General features: G+C 63.8%; 13 protein-coding genes and 1 pseudogene. 10 read left to right on the top strand and 4 right to left on the bottom strand.

Annotated features, from left to right (window positions below):
- Positions 1-19 precede the first annotated feature (19 nt).
- Positions 20-872, top strand: a pseudogene (locus ACWAT4_RS03280) (thermonuclease family protein).
- A gap of 134 nt (positions 873-1,006) precedes the next feature.
- Positions 1,007-2,398, top strand: coding sequence for a M48 family metalloprotease (locus ACWAT4_RS03275; protein ID WP_249149199.1), 1,392 nt, complete (start codon positions 1,007-1,009; stop codon positions 2,396-2,398).
- Between the two features lie 89 nt (positions 2,399-2,487).
- Here the strand turns inward: ACWAT4_RS03275 and ACWAT4_RS03270 are convergent, their stop codons facing one another.
- Together ACWAT4_RS03270 and ACWAT4_RS03265 are read right to left on the bottom strand one after the other, a co-directional pair.
- The gene (locus ACWAT4_RS03270) at positions 2,488-2,889 is read right to left on the bottom strand and encodes a c-type cytochrome (protein ID WP_212301810.1); all 402 of its coding nucleotides are present in this window, start codon (positions 2,887-2,889) and stop codon (positions 2,488-2,490) included.
- A gap of 57 nt (positions 2,890-2,946) precedes the next feature.
- A complete protein-coding gene (locus ACWAT4_RS03265) occupies positions 2,947-4,284 on the bottom strand; it encodes an MFS transporter (protein ID WP_212301836.1) in 1,338 nt (445 codons plus the stop codon).
- Between the two features lie 182 nt (positions 4,285-4,466).
- Between ACWAT4_RS03265 and cyoA the strand changes: the two genes are divergently transcribed.
- The 8 genes from cyoA (at position 4,467) to ACWAT4_RS03225 (ending at position 12,910) form a co-directional block, all read left to right on the top strand.
- Positions 4,467-5,627 (top strand): ubiquinol oxidase subunit II, encoded by a 1,161-nt coding sequence (gene cyoA / locus ACWAT4_RS03260; RefSeq protein ID WP_449729789.1) that lies wholly within the window; start codon positions 4,467-4,469, stop codon positions 5,625-5,627.
- A 25-nt stretch (positions 5,628-5,652) separates the two neighbouring features.
- Positions 5,653-7,650 carry a cytochrome o ubiquinol oxidase subunit I gene (gene cyoB, locus ACWAT4_RS03255; protein ID WP_212427794.1) on the top strand — a complete coding sequence of 666 codons (1,998 nt, stop codon included), beginning with the start codon at positions 5,653-5,655 and terminating at the stop codon, positions 7,648-7,650.
- Positions 7,651-8,280 carry a cytochrome o ubiquinol oxidase subunit III gene (gene cyoC / locus ACWAT4_RS03250; protein WP_449729788.1) on the top strand — a complete coding sequence of 210 codons (630 nt, stop codon included), beginning with the start codon at positions 7,651-7,653 and terminating at the stop codon, positions 8,278-8,280.
- Positions 8,277-8,657, top strand: a complete 381-nt coding sequence (cyoD, locus tag ACWAT4_RS03245) for a cytochrome o ubiquinol oxidase subunit IV (protein WP_212301807.1) — start codon at positions 8,277-8,279, stop codon at positions 8,655-8,657. The genes cyoC and cyoD overlap by 4 nt, the downstream gene beginning before the upstream one ends.
- The gene (locus ACWAT4_RS03240; RefSeq protein ID WP_212427796.1) at positions 8,654-9,502 is read left to right on the top strand and encodes an SURF1 family protein; all 849 of its coding nucleotides are present in this window, start codon (positions 8,654-8,656) and stop codon (positions 9,500-9,502) included. The genes cyoD and ACWAT4_RS03240 overlap by 4 nt, the downstream gene beginning before the upstream one ends.
- On the top strand, positions 9,474-10,859 hold the full coding sequence (locus ACWAT4_RS03235; RefSeq protein WP_212301805.1) for an ATP-binding protein: 1,386 nt from the start codon (positions 9,474-9,476) through the stop codon (positions 10,857-10,859). Before ACWAT4_RS03240 ends, ACWAT4_RS03235 begins: the two co-directional genes overlap by 29 nt.
- Positions 10,849-11,382: a response regulator transcription factor gene (locus tag ACWAT4_RS03230; protein ID WP_449729787.1), complete on the top strand. Its 534-nt coding sequence runs from the start codon at positions 10,849-10,851 to the stop codon at positions 11,380-11,382. The genes ACWAT4_RS03235 and ACWAT4_RS03230 overlap by 11 nt, the downstream gene beginning before the upstream one ends.
- A gap of 130 nt (positions 11,383-11,512) precedes the next feature.
- Entirely contained in the window at positions 11,513-12,910 is a 1,398-nt protein-coding gene (locus ACWAT4_RS03225) for an adenylate/guanylate cyclase domain-containing protein (RefSeq protein WP_212301803.1), read from the top strand.
- 89 nt (positions 12,911-12,999) lie between these two features.
- Here ACWAT4_RS03225 and ACWAT4_RS03220 read toward each other — a convergent pair whose 3' ends face one another.
- Both ACWAT4_RS03220 and fdxA read right to left on the bottom strand, forming a co-directional pair.
- On the bottom strand, positions 13,000-13,803 hold the full coding sequence (locus ACWAT4_RS03220) for a CarD family transcriptional regulator (protein WP_212301802.1): 804 nt from the start codon (positions 13,801-13,803) through the stop codon (positions 13,000-13,002).
- Between the two features lie 349 nt (positions 13,804-14,152).
- Positions 14,153-14,491: a ferredoxin FdxA gene (gene fdxA, locus ACWAT4_RS03215; protein ID WP_018643465.1), complete on the bottom strand. Its 339-nt coding sequence runs from the start codon at positions 14,489-14,491 to the stop codon at positions 14,153-14,155.
- Positions 14,492-14,553 lie beyond the last annotated feature (62 nt).

Here is a 14,553-nt window from a genome sequence, read left to right as displayed (position 1 = left end):
TTGCTTCGCTGCGCTCGCAATGACGGAGTGTGAGGAAGCCCCTTCGCGACCCACCACGCTTGAGTTAATATCGAAGCGCAACGCAACCTCTCCGGGTTTTCGTGACACGACGACTCCACCTCATCGTCGTATTCCTTCTGACCGCGGGTCACACCGCGAGCGCCACGCCATGCCAATTCGAATCCCAAGGCGAAGGCAGCGTCGCCGCCGTCGTCGATGCCCGCAGTGTGCGTCTCGACGATGGCCGCGAGGTTCGCCTCACTGGGATCGAGACGACAGCGACGACCAGGCAGGCGCTGACGTCGCTGCTCGTCGGCCGCGACGTGACGCTTCGCGGCAATGACGACACGCCCGATCGCTACGGCCGGCAAGGTGCGCTTCTGTTCATCGGCGAGAGCGACACCTCGATACAGGCCACCCTCCTCGCCCAGGGTGACGCCCTCGTCTCCGCCGAGATCGCGGACAAGGACTGCGCAGCCGCCCTGATGGCGTCCGAAGCGGAGGCGCGGCGCCAAAAAAAGGGCAGCTGGGCTGACCCGTCGGCCATAAAAAACGCGGAAAGTCCGGACGATATTTTGGCCGGGATCGGGCGCTTTATGGTGGTCGAGGGCAAAGTCCTGTCGGTCCGGCAAGCTGGGGCAATCACCTACCTCAACTTCGGACGGAACTGGACACGCGGCTTTGCTGTGACTATTTCAAAGCGCACGCTGCCGGCGTTTGAAAGCGTCGGTATGACCCTTAAGTCCCTGGAAAATAAACGTATTCGCGTTCGGGGCTGGGTTGAGGGGACGACGGGGCCGCGTATCGATGTGCGCTTCGTGGGACAGGTCGAGTTGCTGGGCGCAAACGAACTGACAGGGGTAAGGCCTTAAGCAAGGCCGGGCACGGGTTAAGCGACGTGAATGGGGTGCTAGGACAGCACGGACGAAGTGATGGCCGCCGCCTGCGGGCTGCGCCGGCCGTCCTTTGCCTCGCGCTGGGCACGGCGCTCGCCGGTTGCGGCGATATGGGCCGGTTCCAAACGGCGGCGGCGCCGCCGACTGTCGCGATGCCGAAGCCGAAACCGGCCGTCGCCCAGACCCCCGCCACCGAGAAAGAGCACGAGCGCATCCTGGCGAGCTATGGCGGCACCTATGATGACCCCCGGCTCGAATCACTGGTCAGCAAGACCGTCGACCGGCTCGTGGCCGCCTCCGACCGCCCCGACCAGGGCTACAAGGTCACCATCCTCAATTCCGGCGCGGTGAACGCCTTCGCGCTTCCGAACGGCCAGCTTTATGTCACCCGCGGCCTACTTGCGCTCGCCAGTGACACCTCCGAATTGTCCTCCGTGCTCAGCCACGAGATGGCGCATGTTCTGTCGAAGCATGCCGCGATGCGCGAGGACCAGGCGCGCCAGGCCGCCATCGTCACACGTGTCGTCACCGACATGAGCACCGATCCCGATCTCACCGCGCTCGCACTTGCCAAGACCAAGCTCACCATGGCGAGCTTTTCGCGCAACCAGGAGTTCGAGGCTGACGGCATCGGCGTCGGCATCTCCGCCAAGGCGCATTTCGATCCCTACGGTGCGGCGCGCTTCCTCTCGGCGATGGAGCGCAATGCGGAGCTAAAGGCGGGCAAGGGCTCCCTTGATCCGCGCGCGCAGGATTTCACCTCGTCGCACCCCGCCACGCCCGAGCGGGTCCAGAATGCGCAGACCATCGCGCGGCAATATGCGGCGCCCGAGGGTGCCGAGCGCGACCGCGAGAGCTATCTCGCCGCGATCGACAATCTCGTCTATGGCGAGGATCCCAGCGAAGGCTTTGTCCGTGGCCGCCGCTTCCTGCATCCGAAGCTCGGCTTCACCTTCCAGGCGCCGGACAATTTCACGCTCGACAACACCGCGCAGGCGGTGATCGGCGTGCGCGAGGGCGGCTCGCAGGCGATGCGCTTCGACGTCGTGCGCGTGCCGGCCGAGCAGTCGCTCGGCGACTACCTCAATTCCGGCTGGATGGAGGGCGTCGAAAAGGCATCGACCGAGGACATCACCATCAACGGTTTCCCGGCCGCGTCCGCCACCGCCAAGGGCGACCAGTGGCAATTCAAGGTCTATGCGCTGCGCTTTGGCAGCGACGTCTATCGCTTCATCTTCGCCACGCGGCAGAAGTCGACCGAGAGCGAGCGCAATGCACGCGAGACCGTCAATTCATTCCGCCGCCTGACGCTGGACGAGATCCAGGCCGCGCGTCCGCTGCGCATCAAGGTCATCACGGTGCAGCCCGGCGACACCGTGGAATCGCTGTCGCACCGCATGGCCGGCGTCGATCACCCTGCCGAGCGTTTTCGTGTGCTGAACGGCCTCGATCGCACCGCGCAGGTGAAGGTGCGCGATCGCGTGAAGATCGTGACGGATTGAGGCGCGCTAAGCGCGTCATCCCGGGGCGTGCTTAGCGAGAACCCTGGATCTCGATCCACAAAGACCGGCGGACAAGTCGCTTTGCCCGCCTACCGCGCCTTTTCCTTCAAATACGCGATGATGTCGGCACGATCCTGTGCATCCGGCACATCGAAGAACATCTTGGTTTCCGGCACCATGGCCTGCGGTCCGGTCAGCCATTTGTCGAGATTGTCCTCGGTCCAGACAATCCCCGAGTTCTTCAGGTCGGGCGAGTAATCGTAGCCGGGAACGCTGCCCGCCTTGCGCCCGACCACACCCTTGTGCATCGGGCCGACGCCGTTCTCGGCGATCGAGTGGCAGTCCGCGCAGCCCTTGTAGAGCGTCTGGCCGCGCGCAGCATCACCGGTCGCGCCCGCGGGACCGGCAGCGCATAGAAGCGCAAGCGCGACCGCGGCAACAGCCAGGCTTGCAGTGCTTCGCAAGCGGACGAAATACGACCAGACGTTCATGTGATCTCCTGCTTGCAGTCCCGCAAACAGGATCATCCGGCCCGGGTTTTATTCCCGTCAGCTCGAAGATTCGCCCGCGTCCATGTCGCCGACCTCGCGCTGGCCGCTGAGCCAAAGCGCGAGCAGGGTCCAGAACGCGCCGGAGAGCAGATAGGCACCCGAGGCGATGACGCCGAGATTGGTGGCGAGCAGCAGCGCCACCAGCGGAGCGAAGCCCGCGCCGAACAGCCAGGCCATATCGGAGGTCAGCGCCGAAGCCGTGTAGCGATAGGCCTGCTTGAAGTTCGAGGCGATCGCGCCCGAGGACTGGCCGAAGGACAGGCCGAGCAGGATGAAGCCGATCACCATGTAGATGGTCTCACCGAACGCGCCGGCATCGAGCAGCTGCGGAGCGAAGCCGCTGTAGATCGCGATCGCAATCGCCGATCCCATCAACAGGGATTTGCGGCCGACCCGGTCGGCGATGATGCCGGAGGCCACGATCGCGGCGACGCCGAACACGGCGGCGACGATCTCGATGATCAGGAAGCGCACCGGGCTTTCGCGGGTGAACAGGAACACCCAGGACAGCGGAAACACCGTGACCATGTGAAATAGCGCGAAGCTCGCGAGCGGCGCGAACGCGCCGAGCATGATGTTGTGGCCTTCACGCGCAACCGTGTCGGAGATGCGCGAGGGCTGCAATTCGCGGGTCTCGAACAGCGAGGAATATTCCTCGGTCGTCACCATGCGCAGGCGCGCGAACAGCGCCACGACGTTGATCGCGAAAGCGACGAAGAACGGATAGCGCCAGCCCCAGTCGAAGAAATCGTCGGCCGAGAGATTACCGGCGAAATAGGCGAACAACGCGCTCGCCACGATCAGCCCGAGCGGCGCGCCGAGCTGCGGCACCATCGCGTACCAGCCGCGCTTCGAGGCCGGTGCGTTCAGCGCCAGCAGCGACGCCATGCCGTCCCAGGCCCCGCCCCAGGCCAGACCCTGCGCGAGACGCGCCAGCGCCAGCAGCCAGATCGCGGCGGCGCCGATGTCGTGATAGCCGGGCAGGAACGCGAGCGCGACGGTGGCGGTGCCGAGCAGGAACAGCGCCGAGACCAGCTTGGCCGTCTTGCCGTACTCCCGGTCGACCGTCATGAAGATGACGGTTCCGACCGGCCGGGCAATGAAGGCCAGCGCGAAGATCATGAAGGAATAGAGCGTGCCGGTCAGCTCGCTCGTGAACGGGAACACCAAACGCGGGAACACGATCACCGAGGCGATCGCATAGACGAAGAAGTCGAAGAATTCCGAGGTGCGGCCGATGATGACGCCGATGGCGATCTCGCCGGGACTGGCCTGGTCATGGCCGTGCTCGCCCGAGTGGAGGTCTGCCATTGCGGGGGTCTGTGCCGTCGCCATGCGTGCGCCCTTAACGTCCTGAAAGCCAAAGCCGACCGCCCGGCGGGAGGCCAGGCAATCCGGCCCTTTCTGTCTCAACATGCCGCACTGCAACATTGGACAAATTGTCCAATGTCCGGATTGCTGCGCCGCAGCTACCCATTGACCCCGCAAAGGAAACTCATTCTCATAAGGCTCGGCCCGTGTCCCGTCTCAAGATCCTGGCGCTGCTACCCCTGGCAGCTGCGCTCAGCGGCTGCAACTACGTCGTGCTGGCGCCAGCCGGCGATATCGCGGCGCAACAGCGCGACCTCGTCATCATCTCCACCATCCTGATGCTCCTGATCGTCGTCCCCGTGATGGCGCTGACGGTGCTGTTCGCCTGGCGCTACCGCCAGTCCAACACCTCGGCCCGCTATGAACCGGATTGGGACCACTCGACCAAGCTCGAGCTGGTGATCTGGTCGGCGCCGCTGTTGATCATCGTCTGCCTGGGCGCGCTGACCTGGATGGGCACGCATCTGCTCGACCCCTATCGCACGCTCGGCCGCATCCATGCCGACCGCGCGATCGACCAGTCCAAGGCGCCGCTCGAGGTTGACGTCGTCGCGCTCGACTGGAAATGGCTCTTCATCTATCCGGACTACGGCATCGCCACCGTCAACGATCTGGCCGCTCCCGTCGATCGTCCGATCAACTTCCGCATCACCGCCTCCTCGGTGATGAACTCCTTCTACATCCCCGCGCTCGCCGGCCAGATCTATGCGATGCCCGGCATGGAGACCAAGCTCCACGCCGTCGTGAACCACGCCGGCACCTACAAGGGCTTTTCGGCGAACTACAGCGGCGCCGGCTTCTCCGGCATGCACTTCAACTTCCAGGGCCTCGACGACAAGGGCTTCGACGCCTGGGTCGCGCAGACCAAATCCGCCGGCGGCTCGCTCGGCCGCGGCGAATATCTCCAGCTCGAAAAGCCCAGCGAGAACGAGCCGGTCCGCCGCTACGGCACGGTCGATGCCGATCTCTACCGCCTGATCCTCAACATGTGCGTCGAGGCCGGTAAGATGTGCCAGAGCGAGATGATGGCGATCGACGCCAAGGGCGGCAACGGCCACGAGGGCTTGAACAACACCCTGCCGCTCTCCTACGACAAATACGCCCGCCGCGGCACCGCACTCGGACCCGAACCAACCTTCGTCGCCGGCACCTGCACGCCGGATGCGCCGCAGGGTCAGACCACCGCGTCGATCAAGGCCCCGCTCGACACCGCGCCGCTGCTCGGCGCCGGCCTGAAGCGGCCGACCTTCACGCCGCTGAAGTCCTCGTCCTTCTTCCTGGGACAACGTCCCAAGTCAGACTCCTGACGTCAGACTCCTAAAGAGAGCTCGCATGTCTCCTGATCTTCTCAAGCTCATCTTCGGCCGTCTCGGCATCGATTCGCTGCCGTTGCACGAGCCGATCCTGGTCGGCACCTTCGTGATGGTCGCGCTCGGCGGCGTCACGCTGCTCGCTGGCCTGACCTATTTCCGCCTCTGGGGCTATTTGTGGCGCGAGTGGTTCACCACCGTTGATCACAAGCGCATCGGTATCATGTACATGATCCTCGGCATCGTGATGCTGCTGCGCGGCTTCGCCGACGCACTGATGATGCGCGCGCAACAGGCGCTGGCATTCAACGGCTCCGAGGGCTTCCTGCCCGCCCATCACTACGACCAGGTCTTCACCGCCCACGGCGTGATCATGATCTTCTTCGTGGCGATGCCGCTGGTGACCGGTCTGATGAACTATGTGGTGCCGCTGCAGATCGGCGCACGCGACGTGTCGTTCCCGTTCCTGAACAATTTCAGCTTCTGGATGACGGTTGGCGGCGCGGTGCTGGTGATGATCTCGCTGTTCATCGGCGAATTCGCCCGTACCGGCTGGCTGGCTTATCCGCCGTTGTCGAACATCGGCTACAGTCCTGACGTCGGTGTCGACTACTACATCTGGGCGCTGCAGGTCGCCGGCGTCGGAACGACCTTGTCCGGCATCAACCTGATCTGCACCATCGTGAAGCTGCGCTGTCCCGGCATGACCATGATGAAGATGCCGGTGTTCACCTGGACCTCGCTCTGCACCAACATCCTGATCGTCGCCTCCTTCCCCGTCCTGACCGTGGTGCTCGCGCTACTCTCGCTCGATCGCTATGTCGGCACCAACTTCTTCACGAATGATTTCGGCGGCAGCCCGATGATGTACGTGAACCTGATCTGGATCTGGGGGCATCCCGAGGTCTACATCCTGGTTCTCCCCGCCTTCGGTATCTTCTCGGAAGTCACCTCGACCTTCTCCGGCAAGCGGCTGTTCGGCTACACCTCGATGGTCTACGCCACGGTGGTCATCACCATCCTGTCGTACCTGGTCTGGCTGCACCACTTCTTCACGATGGGCTCGGGCGCCAGCGTCAACTCGTTCTTCGGCATCACCACGATGATCATCTCGATCCCGACGGGTGCGAAGATGTTCAACTGGCTGTTCACGATGTATCGCGGCCGAATCCGCTACGAGCTGCCGATGCTGTGGACGATCGCCTTCATGCTGACCTTCGTGCTCGGCGGCATGACCGGCGTGCTGCTCGCGGTGCCGCCGGCCGACTTCGTCCTGCACAACAGCCTGTTCCTGATCGCGCACTTCCACAACGTGATCATCGGCGGCGTCGTGTTCGGCGCATTCGCCGGCATCAACTATTGGTTCCCGAAGGCGTTCGGCTTCAAGCTGGATCCGTTCTGGGGCAAGCTGTCGTTCTGGTTCTGGGTCACCGGCTTCTACATGGCCTTCATGCCGCTCTATGTGCTCGGCCTGATGGGCGTGACCCGCCGCCTGCGCGTGTTCGACGATCCGAGCCTGCAAATCTGGTTCGTCATCGCCGCGATCGGCGCCGGCCTCGTCTTCCTCGGCATCCTCTCGATGCTGATGCAATTCGCGGTCAGCTTCCTCAAGCGCGAGCAGCTCAAGGACGTCACCGGCGATCCCTGGGACGCGCGCACCCTGGAATGGGCGACCTCCTCGCCTCCGCCGGACTACAACTTCGCTTTCACCCCCGTCGTTCACGACAATGACGCGTGGTGGGACATGAAGAAGCGCGGCTACCAGCGCCCGCTGGTCGGATTCAAGCCGATCCACATGCCGAGCAGCACCGGCACCGGCATCATCCTCGCCGGCTTCGCCACCGCGATGGGCTTCGGTCTGATCTGGTACATCTGGTGGCTGGCGGCCGCGAGCTTCATCGCAATGCTCGCCGTCGGGATCGGTCATACCTTCAACTACCACCGCGACTTCGACATTCCGGCTGACGACGTCATCCGGACCGAGGACGCGCGCACCAAACTGCTCGCCGGAGCCAAGTAAATGACTGTCGCTGTCAATCCCTCACAAACCGGCGAGCCGGTCTTCTATCTCGCCGACGAGCATCCGCATCCGGAAGGCTACAGCACCTCGCTCGGCTTCTGGATCTATCTGATGAGCGACTGTCTCATCTTCGCGATGCTGTTTGCCGCCTTCGGCGTGCTCGGCGCCAATTATGCCGCCGGGCCGGCGCCGAAGGACCTGTTCGACCTCGACCTGGTCGCGGTGAACACCTCGATGCTGCTGCTGTCGTCGATCACCTATGGTTTTGCCATGCTGACCATGCAGCAGAACAAGATCGCGCAGACGCAGATGTGGCTCCTGATCACCGGCCTGTTCGGCGCCGCCTTCATCGGCATCGAGCTCACCGAATTCGCCCACATGATCCATGAAGGCGCCACGCCCCAGCGCAGCGCCTTCCTGTCCGCCTTCTTCACCCTGGTCGGCACCCATGGCCTGCACGTCTCCTGCGGCCTGATCTGGCTGGCGACCTTGATGGTGCAGGTCTGGCGCTTCGGCCTGATCGAGGCCAACCGCCGTCGCCTGATGTGCCTGTCGATGTTCTGGCACTTCCTCGACGTGGTCTGGATCGGCGTCTTCACCTTCGTCTATCTCCTGGGAGTTCTGCGATGAACACCGACACCCACGCCGCCCACGCGGACGCTCATCACCATGACGACGGCCACGCCCACAGCACGTTCTCGGGTTACATGCTCGGCTTCGTGCTCTCGGTGGTGCTCACCGCGATCCCGTTCTGGCTGGTGATGAGCGGCATGCTGCCGAGCAAGCAGATCACCGCGCTGGTCATCATGGCCTTCGCAATCGTGCAGATCGTCGTGCACATGATCTACTTCCTGCACATGAGCCCGAAATCCGAGAACGGCTGGAGCATGATGGCGCTGATCTTCACCATCGTCATGGTGGTGATCGCGCTGTCCGGTTCGCTGTGGGTGATGAATCACCTCAACAGCAATATGATGCCGGTCCACGAGATGACGGGAATGAAATGAGCGACCTCGTGAAGCCCAAAGGAAGCGAATCCCGCAGCCCCGCGAGGGCTGCGGGTCCATCCTTGTGGCTCACGGGTCTCTCGCTCACCGCGGTCGTTGTTCTGATGGCCCTCGGCATCTGGCAGGTCGAGCGCCGCGCCTGGAAGCTGGCGCTGATCGACCGCGTGGAGCAGCGCGTTCATGCCCCGGCCCAGCCAATCCCCTCGCGCGCCGCTTGGCCCGCGGTCTCCGCCGCAAGCGACGAATACCGGCATGTCAGCGTCTCCGGCCGCTTCCTGCACGACCGCGAGACGCTGGTGCAGGCCGTCACCGAGGAAGGCCCTGGCTATTGGGTCCTGACGCCGCTCCAGCGCGCCGACGGAACGCTTGTCCTGATCAACCGCGGCTTCGTGCCATCCGAGCGGCGCGACCCATCGACGCGCCAAGCCGGCAATCCTGACAGCCAGATCGAGGTCACCGGGCTTCTGCGCATCACCGAACCGAAGGGCGGATTTCTCAGGGACAACGTGCCCCAGCACAACCGCTGGTACTCGCGGGATGTTGGTGCGATTGCGGCCGCGCGCGATCTCCAGAACGTCGCGCCCTTCTTCATCGATGCGGACGCCGGATCACAATCCGGCGTCGGTCCAATCGGCGGATTGACCGTGATCCGCTTTCCCAATAACCACCTGATCTACGCGTTGACGTGGTTTGCCCTGGCTTTCATGCTGGCTGGTAGACTTTTCGTCACATTCCGCGGCGGGCTGTTCCGCCGCACGCGCTTCGTCCACGAACCGGCCGGCGGCTCAGATGCTTCCGCCCGCAGGACGGGATCAGATGCTGGAACGATCGTCGAACCGACCTGACGATGGGAACAATTTTGGCGAGCTGGCCGTCACGCTGCAGTCGCAGGCGGACGCCCGCAGCGAGCTGATCGGCGCGGCACCGACCGACGACGAGACCAACCGCAAGAACATGGCGCTGCTGATCCAGCTGCGCTGGACCGCGGTGGTCGGCCAGATCGTGACCATTGGCGGGGTGCATTTCTGGCTCGGCATTCCCCTCCCCCTCACCCGCATGGGCGCGGTGATCGGCGCGCTGGTGCTGCTCAATGTCTCGAGCCTGGTCTGGGTACGGCATCGCGCCGCCATCACCAACAACGAGCTCCTGGTCGCGCTGATGCTCGACGTCGCCGCGCTGACCGCACAGCTTTACCTGAGCGGCGGCGCCACCAATCCCTTCACGTCGCTGTTCCTGCTCCAGGTCACGCTCGGCGCCGTGCTGCTCGATGCACGCTCGACCTGGTCGCTGGTGGCGCTGACCTGCGCAAGCTTTGTGTGGCTGACGATGGCCTACCGGCCGCTCGACCTACCGCCGAATCCGCTGAGCGAAACCTACACGCTCACCGTCACCGGCATGCTGCTGGGCTTCGTCCTCAACGCCGTGCTGCTGGTCGTGTTCGTCACCCGTATCAACAGGAACCTTCGCCAGCGCGACGCGCATCTGGCAGCACTCCGCCAGCACGCCGCCGAGCAGGATCACATCGTCCGCATGGGTCTGCTCGCTTCCGGCGCAGCGCACGAGCTCGGCACGCCGCTCGCCTCGCTCTCGGTCATCCTCAGTGACTGGCGACGCATGCCTGATCTCGCCGCCGATCAGGAGCTGGCCGAGGACCTCACCGAGATGGAAACCTCGCTGCAACGCTGCAAGTCCATCGTGACGGGCATTTTGGTGTCGGCGGGCGAGGCGCGCGGCGAAGGATCGTCGGCGACGACGGTGACAGCCTTCGTCACCGCGCTGGTCGAGGAATGGCGCGATGCGCGCTCGGCGCGGACGCTGTATTTCGTCAACACCTTTGGCGAGGACGTCGCGATCGTCTCCGACATCGCGCTGAAGCAGGTGATCTTCAACGTGCTCGACAATGCCTACGAGGTCTCGCGCGAGTGGGTCGAGCTGGTGGCCGAGCGCGAGGGCGACAATCTGGTGCTCTCGATCAGCGACCGCGGCCCAGGCTTCGCGCCGGAAATGCTGGCGCAGCTCGGAAAGCCCTATCAGTCGAGCAAGGGTCGCGCCGGGGGCGGCCTCGGCCTGTTTCTGGTGGTGAACGTGGTGCGCAAGCTGGGGGGCAGCGTGATCGCCGAGAACCACAGGAAGCGCGGCGCCACCGTTCGCCTGACCCTGCCGCTTGCGACGCTCGCGATCGGAGGCAGCTTTGACACCTGACCGTTCGCTCATCGTCGTCGAGGACGACGAGGGCTTTGCGCGCACATTGAAGCGCTCGTTCGAGCGCCGCGGCTACGAGGTCGTGCTCGCCGCGTCGATCGAAGACGTCCGGAGAGTTCTGGAGGGGCAATCCTTCGGCTACGCCGTGGTCGACCTCAAGCTCGGGGGCGCCTCGGGCCTTGCCTGTGTCGAGCTGCTGCACACCCACGATGAGGAAATGCTGATCGTGGTGCTGACGGGCTTCGCCAGCATCTCGACCGCCGTCGAGGCCATCAAGCTAGGGGCCTGCCACTACCTCGCAAAACCCTCCAACACCGACGACATCGAAGCCGCCTTCAACAAGGCCGAAGGCAACGCCGACGTCGCGCTCGACGTGCGGCCGACCTCGATCAAGACGCTGGAATGGGAGCGCATCCACCAGACGCTGATCGAGACGGACTTCAACATCTCGGAAGCGGCACGGCGACTGGGGATGCATCGGCGTACGCTGGCAAGGAAGCTCGAGAAACGGCCGGTGAAGTGAGCGGTTCGCCGCGCCGGGAGGAAAACGCTCACCCGAGCTGATGACCTCGCTTCCATGCATCACTAGACTGTCAGATGCGCGGCTGACAGCCGCCGCTGTGCTGCATCGGCCCAAGCGAGGAAACCGCCCCATGACAATGCTCGTCGAGCGCCTCAACTCGCCTGCGGCGCTGTCGCGGACGCGCAACCAGCGCGACACCGAAACCGTTCAGTTTGCACAGGCCGCGCTCGAAGCCGGCAAGAAGGAGGGCCTGCAACTGGCCGTACGGGCGCGCTACGTCGCGCTGGCTATCATCGCCTGCCTGCTGCCGGCCATCAATCCGGCATGGGAGCAGCTGTACTACGTGGCGCTGCTCGGCCTGTTTGCACTGATCGGCTGGGCCCAGGTCAGGGTTGGGCGGGTCGGTGTATCGCGGTCGGAACTGGCCCTTTTGTTCTGCGACCTAGCGCTGCTCACATTCGTCATCGTGGTCCCGAACCCATTCGGCACGACGCACTGGCCGGTGGCGATGCAATACCATTTCGACAACTTCATCTACTTCTTCGTGCTGCTCTCCGGCGCCACGCTGGCCTATTCCTGGCGAACCGTGGTTGCGGTCGGAACGTGGACCGCAGCGCTCTGGATGATCGGCGTGGCCTGGGTGTGGTGGCAACCTGATCGCGATCCCGCACTGACCGCCCGCATTGCAGAGGCGGTGGGCGGCGATCACAGGCTGTTCGCGCTGATCTCGCCCACTGCGATCGGGTTCGGCCAGCGTATCCAGGAAATCGTCGTCTTCATGATCGTGGCCGTGACACTGGCGCTCGCGGCCAGCCGCAGCAATGATTTGCTGATCCGGCATGCTGCGGTGGAACGAGAACGCGGCAATCTGGCGCGCTACTTCTCACCCAATGTCGTCACGGAATTATCGAAGCACGACGAGCCGTTGAAGCAGGTGCGCACGCAAGACGTTGCGGTGCTGTTCGTGGACATCGTCGGCTTCACGGCCTTTGCCGATGCGCGCGCCCCCGAGGAAGTGGTGCGAACGTTACGCGAATTCCACGGATTGATGGAGCAAGAGGTTTTCCGCCACGACGGCACGCTGGATAAATATCTGGGTGACGGATTGATGGCGACATTCGGCACACCCTTCGCGAGCGCGCGCGACGCCAGCAACGCGTTGCTCTGTGCTCAGGCCATGATCGCCGCGGCGGACGGCTGGAACGTGCGGCGAACAGCGTCCGGTGAACCACCGATGCGCGTCAGCTTTGGCCTGCATTACGGTCCGGTGGTGCTCGGCGACATCGGGCAAACTTGTCTGGAATTTGCCGTGATCGGCGCGACCGTCAATGCCGCAAGCCGTCTCGAATCGCTGACGCGCAGGCTCGACTGCGCGCTGGTAGCAAGCAACGATCTCGTCAGTCGCGCCAAGTTGGAGCTCGGCAGCACAGCCGAAACATTTGCATCGTTGATCGCCCAGGATCCTCAAGCGATCCGCGGGCTCGAGCGGCCGATCGCGATCTGGACCCAGCCGCGCGCGACGCCGTAGGCGACGCTCGATCGGCGCTGGATCCGCGTCCAAACAAAAAGCCCGGCCGAGCGGCCGGGCTTTTGATCTGTTGTGATCGGCGGGTGCGCTTACGCAGCCTCGTCCGCGACGGCGGTGTCGTCGCCATCGGTATCGTCGGTATCGCCCTCGGCATCCGTCTCGCCCTCGCCATCAGCGGCTTCCGCCTTGGCATTGGCACGGCGCGGGCTCTTGGCGAGCTGGGCCTCGATCTCCTTGACCGCTTCGGTCTCGGTCGAGTGCTGCACCACCGCGATCTCGCGGGAGAGGCGATCGAGCGCCGCTTCATAGAGCTGGCGTTCGGAGTACGACTGCTCGGGCTGCGACTCCGAGCGATAGAGATCGCGCACGACTTCCGCGATCGCGACGATGTCGCCCGAATTGATCTTTGCTTCGTATTCCTGGGCGCGGCGCGACCACATGGTGCGCTTGACGCGGGCGCGGCCCTTGAGCGTCTCGAGCGCCTTCTTCACCAACGCGGGCTCGGACAGCTTGCGCATGCCGACGTTGGCGACCTTCGCGGTCGGAACGCGCAGCGTCATCTTGTCCTTGATGAAGTTGATGACGAACAGCTCGAGCTTCGCGCCGGCGATCTCCTGCTCCTCGATGGCCAGGATCTGACCGACGCCGTGAGCGGGATAGACGACGAATTCGTTGGCCTTGAAGCCCTGACGCTGGGTCACGACCTTCTTTTCCTCGACCTTCGGCGCGGGTGCAGCGGCCTTCACAGCCGGCTTGGCAGCAGCAACGGGGGCCTTGGCAGGGGCGGCAGCAACGGGAGCCTTCGGAGCAACGGGCTTGGCAGCGTGAGCCTTGGCAGCAGCAGGCTTGGCAACGGTCGCTTTCGCGGCCGGTTTGGCAGTCTTGTTAGGCATTGCGCTTCTTTTGTTCTTCGAGGACTTTGCAGCCGGCGGCGCCTTGGCAGCGGCCCGACCCTTGGATGCGCTACGGCTGGCCGCGGCGACTTTTTTGGCCTCCTTATGGGAAGCCCTCGCTGAAGTACTCTTTTTACGCGTTTTCTGTGACACAGCCTGCGCGCGGAAACTGCCACGCCCCTGTTTCGACATTTGGTTTCACGGGAACCCAGAGGGGCCAACGAGGCTGACGGGGTTCGGCTTAATGTGCCCAATATAGCACATTTCCCGCAAAAATCAATGATTTAGGGGTCTTGAGGGCTGGTTTTCAGCGGCAACGACAGTATTAGGGTTAAGTTTGCGCCGGATTTTAGTCCCCGGAGCCGGGGTTCGGAGAAAAATATTTCTCGAACTTGCCCTCCATGCCGTCGAACTCCTTCGCATCGGCAGGTGATTCTTTTTTCTGGGTGATGTTCGGCCAGCTCTTGGCGTAGTCGGCGTTGACCTGCAGCCACTTTTCGAGGCCGGGTTCCGTGTCCGGCTTGATGGCGTCGGCGGGGCATTCCGGCTCGCACACGCCGCAATCGATGCACTCGTCCGGATGGATGACGAGCATGTTGTCACCCTCGTAGAAACAGTCGACCGGGCAGACCTCGACGCAGTCGGTGTACTTGCACTTGATGCAGTTTTCAGTGACGACGTAAGTCATCCAACGCTCCGAAAAGCTCTTTTAAAAGTCGCGGCTTGCGTAGCGCGGATGGCCCCGCGCTG

The sequence above is a fragment of the Bradyrhizobium sp. T-1 genome (genome assembly GCF_053592855.1).
The sequence above is the reverse complement of the archived record's forward strand: the minus strand, read 5'-3'. Positions and strand labels throughout refer to the sequence as shown.

Excerpts from the sequence above, each read along its gene's own strand:
- cyoC (WP_449729788.1), top strand. The coding sequence starts at position 7,651 with ATGACTGTCGCTGTCAATCCCTCACAAACCGGCGAGCCGGTCTTCTAT.
- cyoB (WP_212427794.1), top strand. The coding sequence starts at position 5,653 with ATGTCTCCTGATCTTCTCAAGCTCATCTTCGGCCGTCTCGGCATCGAT.
- cyoD (WP_212301807.1), top strand. The coding sequence starts at position 8,277 with ATGAACACCGACACCCACGCCGCCCACGCGGACGCTCATCACCATGAC.
- ACWAT4_RS03270 (WP_212301810.1), bottom strand. The coding sequence starts at position 2,889 with ATGAACGTCTGGTCGTATTTCGTCCGCTTGCGAAGCACTGCAAGCCTG.
- ACWAT4_RS03225 (WP_212301803.1), top strand. The coding sequence starts at position 11,513 with ATGACAATGCTCGTCGAGCGCCTCAACTCGCCTGCGGCGCTGTCGCGG.
- ACWAT4_RS03265 (WP_212301836.1), bottom strand. The coding sequence starts at position 4,284 with ATGGCGACGGCACAGACCCCCGCAATGGCAGACCTCCACTCGGGCGAG.
- ACWAT4_RS03275 (WP_249149199.1), top strand. The coding sequence starts at position 1,007 with ATGGGCCGGTTCCAAACGGCGGCGGCGCCGCCGACTGTCGCGATGCCG.
- ACWAT4_RS03220 (WP_212301802.1), bottom strand. The coding sequence starts at position 13,803 with ATGCCTAACAAGACTGCCAAACCGGCCGCGAAAGCGACCGTTGCCAAG.
- ACWAT4_RS03240 (WP_212427796.1), top strand. The coding sequence starts at position 8,654 with ATGAGCGACCTCGTGAAGCCCAAAGGAAGCGAATCCCGCAGCCCCGCG.
- ACWAT4_RS03235 (WP_212301805.1), top strand. The coding sequence starts at position 9,474 with ATGCTGGAACGATCGTCGAACCGACCTGACGATGGGAACAATTTTGGC.
- fdxA (WP_018643465.1), bottom strand. The coding sequence starts at position 14,491 with ATGACTTACGTCGTCACTGAAAACTGCATCAAGTGCAAGTACACCGAC.